The organism is Corynebacterium evansiae, assembly GCF_027570065.1.
GTDB lineage: Bacteria > Actinomycetota > Actinomycetes > Mycobacteriales > Mycobacteriaceae > Corynebacterium > Corynebacterium evansiae.
On the sequence record NZ_JAKMUT010000002.1, the window covers coordinates 63,210 to 77,944 of the forward strand.

A 14,735-nucleotide genomic window follows, 5' to 3' on the forward strand; every position below is an offset into this window, starting at 1 on the left:
TTACTAGGGTGGGTCGGGTGACTACGAAACTAGCTCTCTCCCCTTCCCGCGCCAACGACTACAAGCAGTGCCCGCTGCTGTACCGCTTTCGGGCCATCGACAAGTTGGAGGAGCCGAACACGATCGCACAGGTGAAGGGCACGCTCGTGCATGCGGTGTTGGAGAACCTGCACCAGCTGCCACGCGGCAGCCGCACCTATCCGGCGGCGGTGAAGATGATCCGCCCGGAGTGGGAGAAGATGCTGGCCAAGGACCCGGATCTTTCGGAGCTGGTGCCCGAGCAGTCCACCGTGGAGTTCTGGGAGGAGTGTCGCGAGCTGGTGAAGGGCTACTTCCAGATGGAAAACCCGGATGGTTTTGACGCCCACGAGTGCGAGCAATTCGTGAATCTAACGCTGCCCAACGATGTGCCGGTGCGCGGTTTCATCGACCGGGTGGACATCGCGGAGACCGGTCAGGTGCGCGTGGTGGACTACAAGACGGGCAAGAAGCCCGCGCCCCGCTTCGCGGACTCGGCCCGCTTCCAGATGATGTTCTACGCCCTGGTGTGGTGGCGCATGACGGGCGAGCTGCCCACCCAGTTGCGGCTGATGTATCTGAAGGTCAGCGACGACATGGTGCTGCGCCCCTCCGCCACCGAGCTGGCTGCCTTCGAGCGCGAGCTGGGCGAGCTATGGGCGCGCATCCTGGCGGATGTGCGCAGCGGAAACTTCCAGCCGCGCACCACCAAGTTGTGCGGGTGGTGCCACTTCCAGGACCTCTGCCCCGCCTTCGGTGGCACCCCGCCGGACTATCCCTTGGAGGTTTCCTCTTCGTAGTCCGTGTAGAGCTTGCCCTGGAACGTCGGGTTCAGCAGGTTCTCCGGGCTCAAGACCTCGTCGAGGGTTTCTTCGTCCAACAGGCCCTTTTCCAGAACCAGGTCGCGCACGGGCTTGCCGGTGCGGGCGGCCTCCTTGCCCACCAGGTCGCCGTTGTGGTGGCCAATCAGCGGGTTCAGGTAGGTGATGATGCCGATGGAGTTCTCCACGTAGCGGCGGCACACGTCGGCGTTGGCCGTGATGTCCACGACGCACAGGGCGCGCAGCGTGGTGCAGGCGCGGGCCAGGAAACGCACGGACTCGAACACGCACTGGGCGATGACCGGTTCCATGACATTGAGCTGCAGCTGGCCGGCCTCGGCGGCCATGGAGACCGTCTGGTCGTTGCCGAAGACCTTGAAGCAGATCTGGTTCACGACCTCGGGGATGACCGGGTTCACCTTGGCCGGCATGATCGACGAACCGGCCTGGCGCTCCGGCAGGTTGATCTCGTTCAGTCCGGCGCGCGGGCCGGAGGACAGCAGGCGCAGGTCGTTACAGATCTTCGACAGCTTCATGGCCACGCGCTTCACGGCGGCGTGGGCGTTGACGTAGGCGCCGGTATCACTGGTGGCCTCGATGAGGTCGCGGGACGGCTCGATCTTCAGGCCGCTGACCTCGCTGAGCGCGCGGATGACCGCGCTCTGGTAGCCGGGCGGGGTGTTCACGCCGGTGCCGATGGCGGTGGCGCCGAGGTTCACCTCGCGCAGCTGCGCCTGGGAACGCTCCAGCTGCAGGCGCTCCTCGGCGATGTTGTAACCGAAGGCGCGGAACTCCTGACCCAGGGACATGGGCACTGCGTCCTGGAGCTGGGTGCGTCCCATCTTCAGGATGTTGCGGAACTCGTGGCCCTTGGCCAGGAACGCGCGCTCGAGGGCGTCGAGGTGCTTGATCAGCTGATCGATTGCGAAGTGCAACCCCAGGCGGAAGCCGGTGGGGTAAGCGTCGTTGGTGGACTGGGACATGTTGACGTCATCGTTTGGGTTGATGATGTCGTAGGAGCCCTTCGGGTGCCCCAGGTACTCCAAGGCGAGGTTGGCGATCACCTCGTTGGTGTTCATGTTCACACTGGTGCCCGCGCCGCCCTGGAAGACGTCGATTGGGAACTGATCCATGCAGCGGTACTCTTCCAGCACCTGGTCGCAGGCCCAGATGATGGCCTTGGCCTTCTCATCGGGCAGGGCGAAAACCTCGTTGTTGGCGATGGCGGTGGCCTTCTTGACCATCACCATGCCGCGGATGAACTCCGGGATCTGGTTGATCGTGGTGCGCGAGACCTGGAAGTTGTCCACCGCGCGGAGGGTGTGCACGCCGTAGTAGGCGTGGTCGGGCACCTCCATGGTGCCCAGCAGATCCTCTTCGGTACGGAAACTCTTTGCAGCACGCGCCAACTGGGAGTGTGTTTCAGCCGACGTGATGATGTCAGTGGAGCTCACGACTGCATCGCCGTGAACCTCTGCCGCTGCCTTTGACGGAATTGGTTTATCGGTCACTATTCGTCCTCTGGTTGGGGAACAACTTTCTGTTCCCCCACCCTAACGAAATTGGACCTAGATGCGCGCGATCCTTATGTCGGTAGCCAGAATTGCCTCCGCACCGAGGGCGGAAAGCTCGTCCATCAGGGAGTTGGCCTGGGTCTTCGGCACCATAGCGCGGACGGCCACCCAGCTGTCGTTGGCCAGCGGGGAGACGGTCGGGGCGGACAGCCCCGGCGTGATGGCGGCGACCTTGTCCAGGTTCTCGCGGGCCACGTTGTAGTCCAGCATCACGTAGTTGTGGGCGTGCAGGATGCCCTGGATGCGCTTGATGAGCACCCGCTGCTCGGCGGTCACCTCCGCGCCTTTGCGGCCGACGATCACGGCCTCGGAGACGCACAGCGGCTCGCCGAAGGGCTTCAGGCCCTGCTGGCGCAGCGTCCGGCCGGTGGAGACCACGTCGGCGATGACGTCGGCTACACCTAGGCGGATGGAGATCTCCACCGCGCCGTCCAGGCGAATCACCTGTGCCTCCAGTCCCCGGTTGGCGAGGTCCTTGCGCACCAGGTTCGGGTAGCTGGTGGCGATGCGCTTGCCAGCGAGCTGCTCGACGGTCCAGTCCTCGTCCTTCGGAGCGGCATAGCGGAAGGTGGAAGCGCCGAAGCCCAGGGGTAGCAGCTCGTCGACCTCCTCGCGCGTGTCCGCGGCCAGGTCGCGGCCGGTGATGCCGATGTCCAGGTGGCCGGAGGCGATGTAAATCGCGATGTCCTTGGGGCGCAGGAAGTAGAACTCTACCCCGTTGTCCTCGTCGGCGATAGTCAGAGACTTCGAATCGCCGCGGGTGGCGTAGCCGGCCTCCTTCAGGATCGAGGTGGCTGTCTCGGACAGGGAACCCTTGTTGGGGACTGCGACGCGCAGCATGATCGTGGTGGCTGCCTTTCTCGGGTTTGCTTTTGTGGTTTAGAGGTACTTGTAAACGTCAGCGGGGGTCAGGCCACGGCCAACCATCACGACCTGCAGCCAGTACAGCAGTTGGGAGATCTCCTCGGCCAGCTCCTCGTCTGACTCGTACTCCGCGGCCAGCCACACCTCGCCGGCCTCTTCGACGATCTTCTTGCCCTGGAAATGCACCCCGGCATCCAGAGCCTTGACCGTGCCGGAGCCCTCGGGGCGCTCCTTGGCGCGGGAAGACAACTCGGCGAAAAGGGAATCGAAGGTCTTGAGTTCTTGTTCGTTCACGCCTTCCATTGTGGCAGATCGCACATCGGCCGGCGCAGTGCGCCCCAGCTCTGCGTAAATTCGGCGCAGATCCTCCAATGCGTAGCCTCTCAAGTCCTGGGCTCCCCCGCGCAGTTCAGCCAGGGTGCGCACTCCTTGCGGGATCGCGGTCTCCGGGTCGGTGGGGGCGCCCAGCACGCGGCAGCCCGCGTCGCGGGCGGCGGTCATGCCCGTGGTGGAATCCTCCACCACCAGGCACTCGTCGGGGGCGAAACCAAAGCGCGCGGCGGCGGTGGCGTAGATATCCGGGGCGGGCTTGCCGTTCGGCACCTCGTCGCCGCACAGGGTGAAGTCGAAGAATTCGCGGCCAATGGAATTCAGAGAAACCTCGGTCAGGGCACGGTTCGTGTTTGTCACCAGCGCCATCGGGAACCCGGCGGCCTTGGCTTCGGAAAGAATCTCCCTAATGCCGGGGCGGAATTCTAGCTGCCCCGCAAGGAGCTCCTCGACGCGCGTGTACATGAAGTTCAGCCATTCGGCCTTGGCGGCGTCATCAAGAACCAACCCCGCATGTGCCGCGCAGATCTCAACGGTGGTGGGGGTGGTCGCGCCGACGGTCTTCTCCCGCACTTCCGCGGTCAGCGGGCGCCCCATCTTCTCGCCCATCTCGAAGGTTGCGATGCCCCACAGCGGTTCGGTATCGACCAGGGTGCCGTCCATGTCCCAAAGTATTGCTTTCATGATGACGTTCAGTTTAGGTCAATTGCGCTTCCCACCGGCGCCCCTGTGTCATAGTTAGTGACGTAGGACACACCCCAGGAGTAAGGAGCACGATGAGCGAGCAGTCGGCATACTTCGTCCCCGGCAAGGTCACGGAGGAGGAAGGCCAGATCTACCGCAACTACCACCCCACCCAGCACACCGAAAGCCCCTGGGGGCCGGGCTTCCAGCACGGCTCCCCGCCCGCCGCGCTGGTAGCCACGGTGCTGGAAGACGGCGCGCGCGATGCCGGGCTGTCCCTGGAGGAAGGCCGTTTTAGCCGAATGACCGTCGAGATCCTGGGCGCTGTGCCGCTCAGCGAGCTGCGCACCCACGCGCGGGTGGTGCGCCCCGGAAAGCGCATCAGCTTCCTGGAGGCCATCGTCACCGACGAATCCGGCCGCGAGTTTATCCGCGGCTCCGGCTGGTGGATCCGCCGCGGGGATACAAAGGAGATCGAGCGCACCGTCGGCGAGCCGATGCCTGGCCCGGCCGGCGCCGGGGATGGCAGCGACTTCCTCGAACGCTGGGCCAGTGGTTACATCAACTCCATCGAGGCCCGCCGTGCCGACCTGGACGAGCGCCACCTGAACGTCGACGAATCCCGCAACCCCGCGATCTACTGGTCGCGCACCGACCTGCCCGCCGTCGAGGGTAAGGAAGATTCCACGTGGGTGCGCCTGATGAAGACGGTGGACATCGCCAACGGCCTGAACAACCTGCTGGATACGGACAAGTGGACGTACATGAACGTCGACACCACCGTCTACCTGCACCACGAGATGCGCGGAGAGTGGCTGGGCCTATCCGCGGAGGCCAACTACGGCACCGACGGCATCGGCACCACCGTCACGCGGATCTACGACGAGCAGGGGCTCATCGGCACCTGCAACCAGGGGATCATGCTGGCCCCGCGCTAGGCCTCGCAGACGGCCTCGGCCTGGGTGGTCACGAACATATCGTCGGCATCCAGGTCTACGGCCAGCTTCTCCACCAGGGCGAGCAGGTCCTTGATCTCCTCGTCCTCCAGCAGCGCGTCCTCGTGGCGGGCGGAGAGCTCCTTGAGCTTTTCGATGTGCTGGTTGATCACGGCGGTGATCGCGAGGGTGGTTGCGGTGGGCTGCTCGTCGGCGCTTTCCTCGGTGTTCTGCAGGTGCAGAGAGGCCGCGATCTTCTTCAGCTCCGCTTCGCTGCTGGCGGCCACGGACTGCGCAGCCTGCAGCATGCCGTCGACGATGGCCTGTGCGTCGTCCACCGCCGACTCCGGGTACGGGGCCTCCCAAAACTCGCGATCCTCGTCGCGCAGGTAGCTGCCTGTCGCCATTTGGCGCAGGTTGTCGAGGAACTCTTCGCGGGCAGACGTGGTGGCTGTGCTCAGCTGTGTGGTGCTCATAAGAGACAGTTTGCCCTGTGTGAGCTAGAGTCGCACGCCCAGCAGCGCATCGATTGCGGTTTTTATTTCTGACGCCGCAGCCTCGTCCCCTGCCGCCCCAGCCTTGGTGGCCGCGGCCCAGTGGTCGAGCGCCTCCAGAGCGGCGGCCGTGTCGAGGTCATTGGCCAGGTGGCCGCGCACGGTGGCTACCAGCTCGCGGGCCTTGTCGGTCGTGGTGGAGCCTGCGACCAGGGCCGCCCGCCAGGTGGCCAGGCGATGCTCGGCGTGAGCCAGCACTTCCTTGGTCCAGTCGCGGTCCTGCCGATAGTGGCCCGCGTACACGCCCAGGCGGATGGCCGCGGGCTCGTGGCCGGCTGCGGTGAGCTTGGAGACGAAGACGAGGTTGCCCAGCGACTTGCTCATCTTGGTGCCGTCCAGCCCGATCATGCCGGTGTGGACGTAGTGGTGGGCCATGCGGTCCACCCCGTGGGCGGCCTCGGCGTGGGTGGCGGAGAACTCGTGGTGCGGAAAGCGCAGGTCGCTGCCGCCACCTTGGATTGCGAAGGGGGCGCCCAGGCGGTTGACGGCAATGGCCGAGCATTCGATGTGCCAGCCAGGGCGGCCGGCGCCAAAGGGAGACTCCCACTTCGGCTCGTCGTCGCGGTGGGCGCGCCACAGCAGCGCGTCCAGCGGGTGCCGCTTGCCGGGGCGCTCCGGGTCTCCCCCGCGCTCGGCGAAAAACTCCGCCATCTGCTCCTCGTTGTAGCGGGACTCGTAGCCGAACTGCGGCAGGAAGGTGTAGTCGGCGTAGATGTCCGGGTACTCGTCGCCTTCCAGCTGGTAGGCAGCGCCGACTTCCAGGAGCTTGGCCACCATCTCGATGACCTCGTCGATGGATTCCATCGCGCCGATGTAGTCGCGCGGCGGGATGACCGCCAGGTCCTCCATGTCGGAGCGGAACAGGTCGATCTGGCTAGTGCCCAGATCCTGCCAATCCACCCCGTCCCGTTCGGCGCGCTCAAACAGCGGATCGTCCACGTCGGTGATGTTCTGCACGTAGTGCACGCCGTGCCCGCCCGCGCGCAGGTAGCGGTGGATCAGGTCGAAGGTCAGGTAGGTGGCTGCGTGGCCCAGGTGGGTGGAGTCGTACGGGGTAATGCCGCAGACGTACATCCCCACCTCCCCGGCGGGAATCTCGACGGGCTTAACTGCGTCGTCGGCGGTGTCGTACAGGCGAAGCTGCGGGGCTTCACCCGGCAGCTGTGGGACTTCCGGTTCGGGCCAAGAGTGCATGGGTTTCGATTCTAGGCTGGCAGTACCCCGAATGCGAGCAGGGCCATGACCGCCAGGCCCAGCGGGATGCGCCACAGCGCGAACCAGGCAAAGGAGTGGTTGGCAACGAACTTCAGCAGCCAGGCGATAGACGCATAGCCCACCGCAAAGGCAATTGCGGTGCCCACGAACAACTGGGCGCCCGAGGCGGCCTGTCCGGCGTCGGGGCTAAAGGCGTCAGGAAGCGAAAAAAGCCCCGAGGCCAGCACGGCAGGGATGGCGAGCAGGAAGGAGTAACGGGTGGCGACCTCGCGATCCAGGTTCAAGAACAGGCCAGCCGAGACCGTGCCGCCGGAGCGGGATACACCCGGGATGAGCGCCAGGCACTGCGCGAAGCCCATGATCACCGAATCGCGCATGGTCAGCTGGTTGAAGCTGCGCTCGTGGCGGCCCATGCGCTCAGCGAGGATGAAGACGAAGGAGAACAGCACCAGCATCGTGGCAGTGATCCAGAGGTTGCGCAGGTTGTCGCGGATCAGGTCCTTGCCCAGGTACCCCAGGACAGCCACGGGCAGGGTACCGACGATGACCATCCAGCCCATCCGGTAGTCGAAGCTCTGGCGGTGAATGCGGCGGCCGTGCTTTCCGGTGAGGTCGGTGAGCCACTCCCACACGCCCTTGCACCAGGCGCTGGCGATGTTCCATATGTCCTTGGCGAAGAACACCAGCACCGCCAGCTCTGTGCCCAGCTGGATGACGGCCGTGAACGACGCGCCGGCATCCTCGCCCCACAACAGGGTGGAGAAGATGCGCAGGTGGCCGGACGAAGACACAGGTAGGAACTCCGTCAGACCCTGGATAAGCGACAGAATGATCGTCTGCGCCCAAGTCATATCTGTAGTCATGGGGATTGAGCCTAGTCCTTCTCCCCCGTCGTGAAAGAGTGACGTGGCCGGGCTGGTAGCGTTAGAAGTTGTGAATGTGCACGTCAATCGCTTTAGCCGAACCCTCTGCGTGACCGCCGCTGCCGCCCTGGCCCTGGGGTCACTTTCCGCCTGTGGATCCGAAGAGCCGGAAGAAAACGCGCCCGTTGCGGGTGAGCCCGCGCAGCCGCAGGATTCCCCCGATGATTCGTCCGGTCTGGGCGAGCAGATCGAGCTGGGGGAATCCACCCTGGGAGCCGCGCGCGTGGGCCTTTCTGCCGACGAGAACGCGCCGGGAGCGAACCTGGTTGCGGTGCTTACGAAGGGCAAGGTGCACTTTATTGACGCCACCAGTCCCAAGGACGAGCCGAGCCAGGTAGATGTCGACGATTCCTGCGACAACATCTCCACTACCGCGACGGGCGTGGCGGTGGCCTGCCAGGACAAGGCCATCGAACTGGGCCCGGACGGCAAGGAGACCCGCAGCCTGGACGTGGACGGCAAGGTGACCACCGTGACCTTCCTGGATAATGGCAAGGCCGTGCTGGGCAAGGCGGGCGAGGACAAGGCGCGCTTCTACGACAAGGACGGCAACGAGACCGGCGATGCGATCGTGAGCCGGAGCCTAGACGAAGCCGTGCTGGTCAAGCCGCATGGCCGCGGGCAGCGCGCTGCGCTCATCGACCGGGGCCAGACCAGCATCAACGACGTGGACGTGGACGATGGTTCTCTGAACGCCTCCCTGCGCATCGGCCAGGGCGTGGGCCAGGTGGCCACCGGGCGCGGCGACGACGGCGTGGTGGTTGCCAGCGACGCGCGTCAGGATCAGATGCTTATTTACACCATGAACGACGTCGTACGCCTGCACCAGGCGATCCCCACGAAGGCCTCCCCGTGGGGCGTGGCGTGGGATGCGAAGCGCCAGCTGGCCTGGGTGAGCTCGGCCGGGGAAAACAAGCTGACGTCCTTCCTCATCGACAGCGGCGCGCCTGTGAAGGTTGCCGAGGTCGAGGCTCCGAGCAAGGTGCGCGAGGTTTTGGACGCCGCCAATGGTGCGTTGGTGCTGGTCACAGAGGACGGAAAAGTCAGTGTGTACGGCACACAGAGCGTGGACGACGCGGTGAAGGACAAGCAGACGACGCCGGAAGACGAGTACCCGGCGGAGAAGGAATAAAAGGGGATCAGAAATGCTGAAGAAGATTCGCCACGGCGCCTACCAGGTGGCGCTGAAGGGGATGTTTACCCTGCGCCCGGAGCGCATCCACGGGCTGATGTCCCGCGGGTTGCAGCAGGTTGCAGGATCCAGGGCGGCCCTGTCCGCGATGGACGGCGCACTGGCAGTGCACGATGACGCGCTGAGCCAGCAGATCGCCGGTCTCACCTTCCCACGTCCGCTCGGCCTAGCCGCGGGATTCGACAAGGATGCCAAGGAGGTCGACGCCTGGGGCCCGCTAGGATTCGGTTTCGCAGAGATCGGCACCGTCACCGCCCTAGCGCAGCCGGGCAACCCCACCCCGCGCTTGTTCCGCCTGCCGCAGGACAAGGCCATCCTCAACCGTATGGGCTTCAACAATGAGGGGTCGCGTGCGGCGGCGATGCGCTTGGCGAAGCGCAGCACGGACATCCCGGTGGGCGCGAACCTGGGCAAGTCCAAGCTGGTGGCCGCCGAGATTGCGGACCGCGACTACCGCGAGTCCGCGAAAGCCATCGGCGGGGTGGCCGACTACCTGGTTATCAACGTCTCCTCCCCCAACACCCCGGGGCTGCGCGATCTGCAGGCGGTGGAATCTTTGCGGCCGATCATCCGCGCGGTGCAGGAGGAAAGCACCCGCCCGCTGTTCGTGAAGATCGCCCCGGACCTGAGCGATGAGGACATTGACAAGGTCTGCGACCTGGCCATCGAGATGGGCGTGACGGGGCTGATCGCCACGAACACCACCATCAGCCGCGAGGGCCTGAAGACCCCGGCACACGAGGTGGAGGCCATGGGCACGGGCGGAATTTCCGGCGCCCCGGTGGCAGCCCGCGCGCTGGAGGTGCTGCGCCGCCTGGCGGCCCGCGCCGACGGGAAGCTGGTTTTGATCGGCGTGGGCGGAATCGACTCCCCGCGGGCCGCGTGGGAGCGCATCGCCGCTGGTGCCAGCCTGATCCAGGGCTACACACCGTTCATCTACGGCGGCCCGGACTGGATCCGCGAGATCCACCAGGGTCTGTCCGCACAGCTGAAAGCCCACGGCCTGGAGAACATCTCGCAGGCCGTGGGCAGCGGGTTGCCGTGGGTGGAGGCCTAAACTAGTTTTCTGCCCATCCCCAGAGGATGCCGCGGGCGGTCGCCTTGAAATTCAGGTTAAAGCCCAGGACGGTCGGGGTTTGGCGGTCATCGATGTCCAGCTCCTCGCCCACCGCGTGGACGGCGAACAAGTAGCGGTGCGGGCCGTGGCCAGCCGGCGGGTTGGCGCCGTAGTAGCCCCAGGAACGGCTGTCGCCGCGTAGCGCCACCGCCCCCTCGGGCAGGCCGCTCAGGTCCTCGTTGCCAGCGCCCAGTGGCAGGGAGGTTACGTCCGCCGGAATGTTAAAGACGGCCCAGTGCCAAAAGCCGCTGGCCGTAGGGGCGTCCGGATCAAAACAGGTAACCGCGTAAGTCTTCGTGCCCTCCGGGCCTTTAGACCAGCTCAGCTGGGGCGAGACGTCGTTGCCTCCCAGCTGATCCTCGGGCAGGCGATCGCCGTCGGCGAAGGTCTCGCTGGTGACCTCCAGTGCGGGCAGGTCCGTCAGCGGCGCGTACGGGTCCGGGCCGGGGAAACGGTCATCGATGTAAGTGGGCTGGTGCTGTGCATTGTTTTCGGACATAGCACCACGCTAGTCAAAGCTTTCGACGAGCGCACTAAAGTGCTTATCCATATACAAGTAACTCCCTGTGACCTGCGTATTTGTGTAAATCACTGGCTTGGCATTAAAGTGACGGGAGTTGCCACCACTTCTCGTGGTGTGCGCAACCCAAGTCCGGGTGGCGGAATGGCAGACGCGCTAGCTTGAGGTGCTAGTGTCCTATTAACGGACGTGGGGGTTCAAGTCCCCCTCCGGACACAACATGAAAATCCCACGCTTTGTAGGCCACGCCTTTAGCGCGTGGTGGGGGCTAAAGCTGCGGTACCGATTCCTAAGCGTCCTCGTGCCCATCCTGCTGGTCGCTTTCGTCTACTTCGTCCCGAAACCCGCGGTCGAGGATATTCGCACCTGGGTGGCCTCCACGGGCGCGTGGGCGCCGTTGACTTTTGTGGTGCTGTTGGTCGCCTTCACCCAGCTGCCGCTCCCCCGCACCATCTGGACCATTGCCGCAGGAGTGATGTTCGGGTCCCTGTGGGGTTCAGTGCTGGCGCTGGTGGGCGTGGGCGCCTCTGCCGCGCTGTCGCTGATCCTGGTGCATGCCGTCGGTGGCAAGTGGGTGGAAAAGAAGACCCGCGATGCCCAGCGCATCCAGTTTCTGCAGGAAAGGATCGCCGAGCGCGGCTGGATCGCCGTGCTGGGGCTGCGCATGGTTCCGGCCATACCCTTTTCGCTGCTGAACTACGCCTGTGGGCTGAGCCGCATCCCGTTTGTGCCCTATGTGCTGGCCACAATCGTGGGTTCCGCGCCGAACACCATCGCCACGGCCATGGCCTCCGACGCGCTCGCAACGGGCGGTCAGCCGTGGATCTTGCTACTCAGCGTTGTGGTGGTGTGCACCGGATTCGCGCTCGCCGCTAACGAGATTCGACTCTGGCGCCAGCTGCGCAAAGCCAATGAAGTAGGTTTATAAACATGTTTGCCGTGTATGCCGCTTACCGGGGCCGTTCGCAACGCCGTGGAGAGTACGTCCGCGACGTCGCGGCGGCGCTGGAGCGATCCTCGATGGTCGAGTCCGTGGAGATGAAGGGCATCGAGGACTTCGTCTGCATCGCGCCAGGCCCCGACGAGGCCGGCGGTCTGGTGATGTCTTTGCTGCAGGCGGGTGACTTCGCGCTCGGCATTGGCTCGGTGGTTGCGGAGGTTGATGGTGACGCCCCGTCGTCCGTGGAAGAGACCATCGGTGCAGCCACCCGTGCGGTGACCCGCTCGCAGCGTGCGGGTGCGGTATCGGTGCGGATTGAAAAGCCAGGCCCGGGCGGTGTGATCGCCCCGGGGCGGGCGGCCGAAGTTGCCCAGGACATCGCGGCGGCCTTCACCCTGCTGGCCCACGTGCTGGCGCGGCGCACAAAGGAGGGCCGCGAGGCCACTGCCCTGCTGCGCGCTGGGCACTTGCAGGCCGAGGCGGCGGAGATTGTGGGCATCAGCAAGCAGGCGATGAGCCAGCGGCTGGCCGCAGCGGGCTGGCATGCGGAGCAGGCCGGCTGGACCCTGGCCGTGCACATGCTGGCCAGGGCAGACGAGCTAAAGAACTAGCGTTCGTTGTAGGGATTATCAAGCGCCGCTTCGTCGACGGGCTTGTTCGCCACGGCGTTGGCGGCGGCAACTGCCTCGGCGATCTCGGGTGAGGAGGCGGTGTTGAACCAATCCTCGGAGCTCGACTCGTTGGCCTGCTCGCGAGTGGCATCGTCCACCGGCTTCGGCTCGTAACGGAATACTCCCTCGTCGTCCTTCTTGGCCAGGGCCTTGGCGAACTGCTCCAGGGAGTCGCCGAACTGCATTGGGATCATCCAGGTCTTGTTGGCAGAGCCCTTCGCCATCTCCGGCAGCTTCTCCAGGTACTGGTAGGCCAGCACCTCTGGCGTGACCTGGGCGGACTTGATGGCCGCGTTGACCTTCTGGATGGCCTTGGCCTCACCCTGGGCCTCCAGGTAGCGGGCAGCGCGGGTACCCTCCGCGCGCAGGATGGCTGCCTGGCGCTCGGCCTCTGCGGCCAGGATGTGCGCGTGCTTTTCACCCTCGGCGGCCAGGATGCGGGCCTGCTTCTCACCCTCGGCGGTCTTGATGTCCGACTCACGGCGACCCTCGGCGGTAAGAATCATGGCGCGCTTCTCGCGGTCCGCCTTCATCTGCATCTCCATCGACTGCTGGATGGATGCCGGCGGATCGATGGCCTTCAGCTCCACGCGGGAGATGCGCAGGCCCCACTTGGTGGTGGCCGCGTCCAACTCGCCGCGCAGGCGGCGGTTGATGACCTCACGGGAAGTCAGGGTCTCCTCCAGCGTCATACCACCAACCACATCGCGCAGCGTGGCGACGGAAATCTGCTCCACGCCGACGATGTAGTTGTTCACGCCGTAGATGGCGCGGGCCGGATCGTTGATCTGGAAGGTAACCACCGTATCGATGGCGACGGTCAGGTTATCCTGCGTGATCACGGCCTGGGGCGGGAAGCTCACGACCTGCTCACGGGTATCGACCTTGTCGCGGATACGGTCGACGAACGGAACGAGGATCGTCAGGCCGCCAGAAACAGTGCGGGTGTACGTACCCAAGCGTTCGATGACTGCCGCCTCACCCTGCGGGATGAGGGCGACCATCTTGATGATGATCGTCGCAATGATGACCAGTAAGACCACCAAGAAAATTGTGAAGCTCATGTTTTAAGCCCTTCTAATTGTTTCGCCACACGACCGCCGTCGTGCCGTCGATGTCTATCACTTGCACGGACTCTCCTTGGGGGTAAGTATCCCCCAAGTTTGCCGAGCGGGCTGACCACAGCTCGCCGGCGATGCGCACCATGCCACCGCTTTGCACATCGTCGGTGACAGCCTCTACTACCTCAGCGGTCTTGCCGGTCAGCTCGGCGTAGTCAAACGTGCGCGTCGGAGTCGTCTGCAGGAAGCGTTTCCGTAGGATGGGCCGGATCGCCAGGGTGGTCGCTAGCGAAGCCACGCCGAAAACCACAATCTCCGCCCACACCGGAATATCCGCCAGCGAAACTCCGGCGGTAATCAACGCGGCCGCGCTGAGCATGAGCAAGGACATGTCCGCTACCAGGAGCTCGCCGAGAGCCAGCACTCCTGCCGCGATTAACCAAATGATCGGACCCATAGTCAGGATCCTAGTTGGTGGTTCAGTACTCCGGTGGGACAGTAACGAAATCGATCAACCTTTCCACCGCACCAATCAAAGTGGAGTCCAGATCGCGGAAGGTCTTGGATGCGGACGCTACCCGGCGCCAGCCGTCCTGCGGGCTGCCCCAGCCGAGCTCTTGGCACACGCCTGTTTTCCAATCGATGCCGCGCGGGATCTTCGGCCACGCGCGGATGCCAACGCTTTGCGGCTTCACGGCCTCCCAGATGTCGATGTACGGGTGGCCGGTGACCATCACGTGTGGGCCTAAGGATGCGGTCAAACGCGCCTCTTTCGTTCCCTCGACGAGGTGGTCCGCGAGCACGCCCACACGGCGGGTCGCGGAGGGCTGGAACTCGGCGAGCCGCTCCGGCAGATTGTCGAGGCCCTCCAGGTACTCGACGACCACGCCTTCCACGCGCAAGTCATGCCCCCAGACTTGTTCGACAATTGCGGCATCGTGAATGCCTTCCACCCAAATGCGGGAGGGCGCCGCGACCTTCGCTTGTACGTTTTCTACGCGGCGCGAGCCTGAGTTGGAGTTGCGCTGCTTCGGTGGCAGCATCCTGGGATCTACATAACGAGTCAAGGTAATAGGCTTGCCCTCAAGTAGAAATGCGCCCTCGCGAAGCTTGAACAGGCGCGTTTTTCCGTAGCGATCCTCCAGGCGAATGAAATCGCCGTCGGCAGTCTTCTCTCCGCCCACCACGGCGCCGACGAAGTCGTCGGCAATGACCTCCACCACCATGCCCAGCTCCGGCGCGACGCGCGGAATGCTGGGTTTCTGGTTGCGGGAATGACCCTTCATGATGTCACCGTAATTGAAGCTCATGGGCAA

The 14,735-nt window shown here is 64.7% G+C and carries 16 protein-coding genes and 1 tRNA gene; 7 read left to right on the forward strand and 10 right to left on the reverse strand.

Features of this window, described 5'->3' with window-relative positions; genetic code table 11:
* Positions 1-17 precede the first annotated feature (17 nt).
* A complete protein-coding gene (locus tag L8V00_RS02245) occupies positions 18-818 on the forward strand; it encodes a RecB family exonuclease (RefSeq protein ID WP_269944117.1) in 801 nt (266 codons plus the stop codon).
* Here L8V00_RS02245 and aspA read toward each other — a convergent pair.
* From aspA to L8V00_RS02260, 3 genes are read right to left on the reverse strand one after another with little or no spacing between them, the layout of a single operon-like run.
* Positions 791-2,350, reverse strand: a complete 1,560-nt coding sequence (aspA, locus tag L8V00_RS02250) for an aspartate ammonia-lyase (protein WP_080722686.1) — start codon at positions 2,348-2,350, stop codon at positions 791-793. The two genes, L8V00_RS02245 and aspA, sit on opposite strands and share 28 nt — an antisense overlap.
* 57 nt (positions 2,351-2,407) lie before the next feature.
* Positions 2,408-3,253: an ATP phosphoribosyltransferase gene (hisG, locus tag L8V00_RS02255; protein WP_034987593.1), complete on the reverse strand. Its 846-nt coding sequence runs from the start codon at positions 3,251-3,253 to the stop codon at positions 2,408-2,410.
* 39 nt (positions 3,254-3,292) lie between these two features.
* A complete protein-coding gene (locus L8V00_RS02260; RefSeq protein ID WP_035003953.1) occupies positions 3,293-4,291 on the reverse strand; it encodes a phosphoribosyl-ATP diphosphatase in 999 nt (332 codons plus the stop codon).
* 92 nt (positions 4,292-4,383) lie between these two features.
* Here L8V00_RS02260 and L8V00_RS02265 point away from each other — a divergent pair, with 92 nt between their 5' ends.
* Positions 4,384-5,229 (forward strand): thioesterase family protein, encoded by an 846-nt coding sequence (locus L8V00_RS02265; protein ID WP_035003951.1) that lies wholly within the window; start codon positions 4,384-4,386, stop codon positions 5,227-5,229.
* On the opposite strand, the gene L8V00_RS02270 is transcribed toward L8V00_RS02265, so the two are convergent.
* Genes L8V00_RS02270 through L8V00_RS02280 form a run of 3 tightly spaced genes read right to left on the reverse strand, consistent with a single transcriptional unit; the run spans position 5,226 to position 7,858 of the window.
* The gene (locus L8V00_RS02270) at positions 5,226-5,702 is read right to left on the reverse strand and encodes a hypothetical protein (RefSeq protein WP_070487483.1); all 477 of its coding nucleotides are present in this window, start codon (positions 5,700-5,702) and stop codon (positions 5,226-5,228) included. The genes L8V00_RS02265 and L8V00_RS02270 overlap by 4 nt on opposite strands.
* 24 nt (positions 5,703-5,726) lie before the next feature.
* The gene (gene mshC, locus L8V00_RS02275) at positions 5,727-6,974 is read right to left on the reverse strand and encodes a cysteine--1-D-myo-inosityl 2-amino-2-deoxy-alpha-D-glucopyranoside ligase (RefSeq protein ID WP_269944118.1); all 1,248 of its coding nucleotides are present in this window, start codon (positions 6,972-6,974) and stop codon (positions 5,727-5,729) included.
* Positions 6,975-6,985: 11 nt separating this feature from the next.
* Positions 6,986-7,858, reverse strand: a complete 873-nt coding sequence (locus tag L8V00_RS02280; protein WP_035003944.1) for an undecaprenyl-diphosphate phosphatase — start codon at positions 7,856-7,858, stop codon at positions 6,986-6,988.
* A gap of 70 nt (positions 7,859-7,928) precedes the next feature.
* On the opposite strand from L8V00_RS02280, the gene L8V00_RS02285 reads away from it, so the two are divergent.
* Together L8V00_RS02285 and L8V00_RS02290 are read left to right on the forward strand one after the other, a co-directional pair.
* Complete coding sequence (locus tag L8V00_RS02285) at positions 7,929-9,050, forward strand: YncE family protein (protein WP_269944119.1); 1,122 nt, start codon at positions 7,929-7,931, stop codon at positions 9,048-9,050.
* A 13-nt stretch (positions 9,051-9,063) separates the two neighbouring features.
* Positions 9,064-10,167, forward strand: coding sequence for a quinone-dependent dihydroorotate dehydrogenase (locus L8V00_RS02290; protein ID WP_269944120.1), 1,104 nt, complete (start codon positions 9,064-9,066; stop codon positions 10,165-10,167).
* 1 nt (position 10,168) lies between these two features.
* Here L8V00_RS02290 and L8V00_RS02295 read toward each other — a convergent pair whose 3' ends face one another.
* Positions 10,169-10,726, reverse strand: a complete 558-nt coding sequence (locus L8V00_RS02295; RefSeq protein ID WP_035003939.1) for a YbhB/YbcL family Raf kinase inhibitor-like protein — start codon at positions 10,724-10,726, stop codon at positions 10,169-10,171.
* 151 nt (positions 10,727-10,877) lie between these two features.
* On the opposite strand from L8V00_RS02295, the gene L8V00_RS02300 reads away from it, so the two are divergent.
* The 3 genes from L8V00_RS02300 to L8V00_RS02310 all read left to right on the forward strand — a co-directional run bounded on the left by L8V00_RS02300 (position 10,878) and on the right by L8V00_RS02310 (position 12,298).
* Positions 10,878-10,963 (forward strand) — tRNA-Leu (locus tag L8V00_RS02300).
* A gap of 85 nt (positions 10,964-11,048) precedes the next feature.
* Positions 11,049-11,675 (forward strand): TVP38/TMEM64 family protein, encoded by a 627-nt coding sequence (locus L8V00_RS02305; RefSeq protein WP_269944121.1) that lies wholly within the window; start codon positions 11,049-11,051, stop codon positions 11,673-11,675.
* 2 nt (positions 11,676-11,677) lie between these two features.
* Entirely contained in the window at positions 11,678-12,298 is a 621-nt protein-coding gene (locus tag L8V00_RS02310; protein WP_005294724.1) for a hypothetical protein, read from the forward strand.
* Here L8V00_RS02310 and L8V00_RS02315 read toward each other — a convergent pair.
* The 3 genes from L8V00_RS02315 to L8V00_RS02325 are packed head-to-tail and all read right to left on the reverse strand — an operon-like array spanning position 12,295 to position 14,729.
* Positions 12,295-13,422 carry an SPFH domain-containing protein gene (locus tag L8V00_RS02315; RefSeq protein WP_035003937.1) on the reverse strand — a complete coding sequence of 376 codons (1,128 nt, stop codon included), beginning with the start codon at positions 13,420-13,422 and terminating at the stop codon, positions 12,295-12,297. The genes L8V00_RS02310 and L8V00_RS02315 overlap by 4 nt on opposite strands.
* Positions 13,423-13,435: 13 nt before the next feature.
* Entirely contained in the window at positions 13,436-13,876 is a 441-nt protein-coding gene (locus L8V00_RS02320; RefSeq protein ID WP_035003935.1) for an NfeD family protein, read from the reverse strand.
* Positions 13,877-13,898: 22 nt separating this feature from the next.
* The gene (locus L8V00_RS02325; protein WP_269944122.1) at positions 13,899-14,729 is read right to left on the reverse strand and encodes a DUF3097 domain-containing protein; all 831 of its coding nucleotides are present in this window, start codon (positions 14,727-14,729) and stop codon (positions 13,899-13,901) included.
* Positions 14,730-14,735 lie beyond the last annotated feature (6 nt).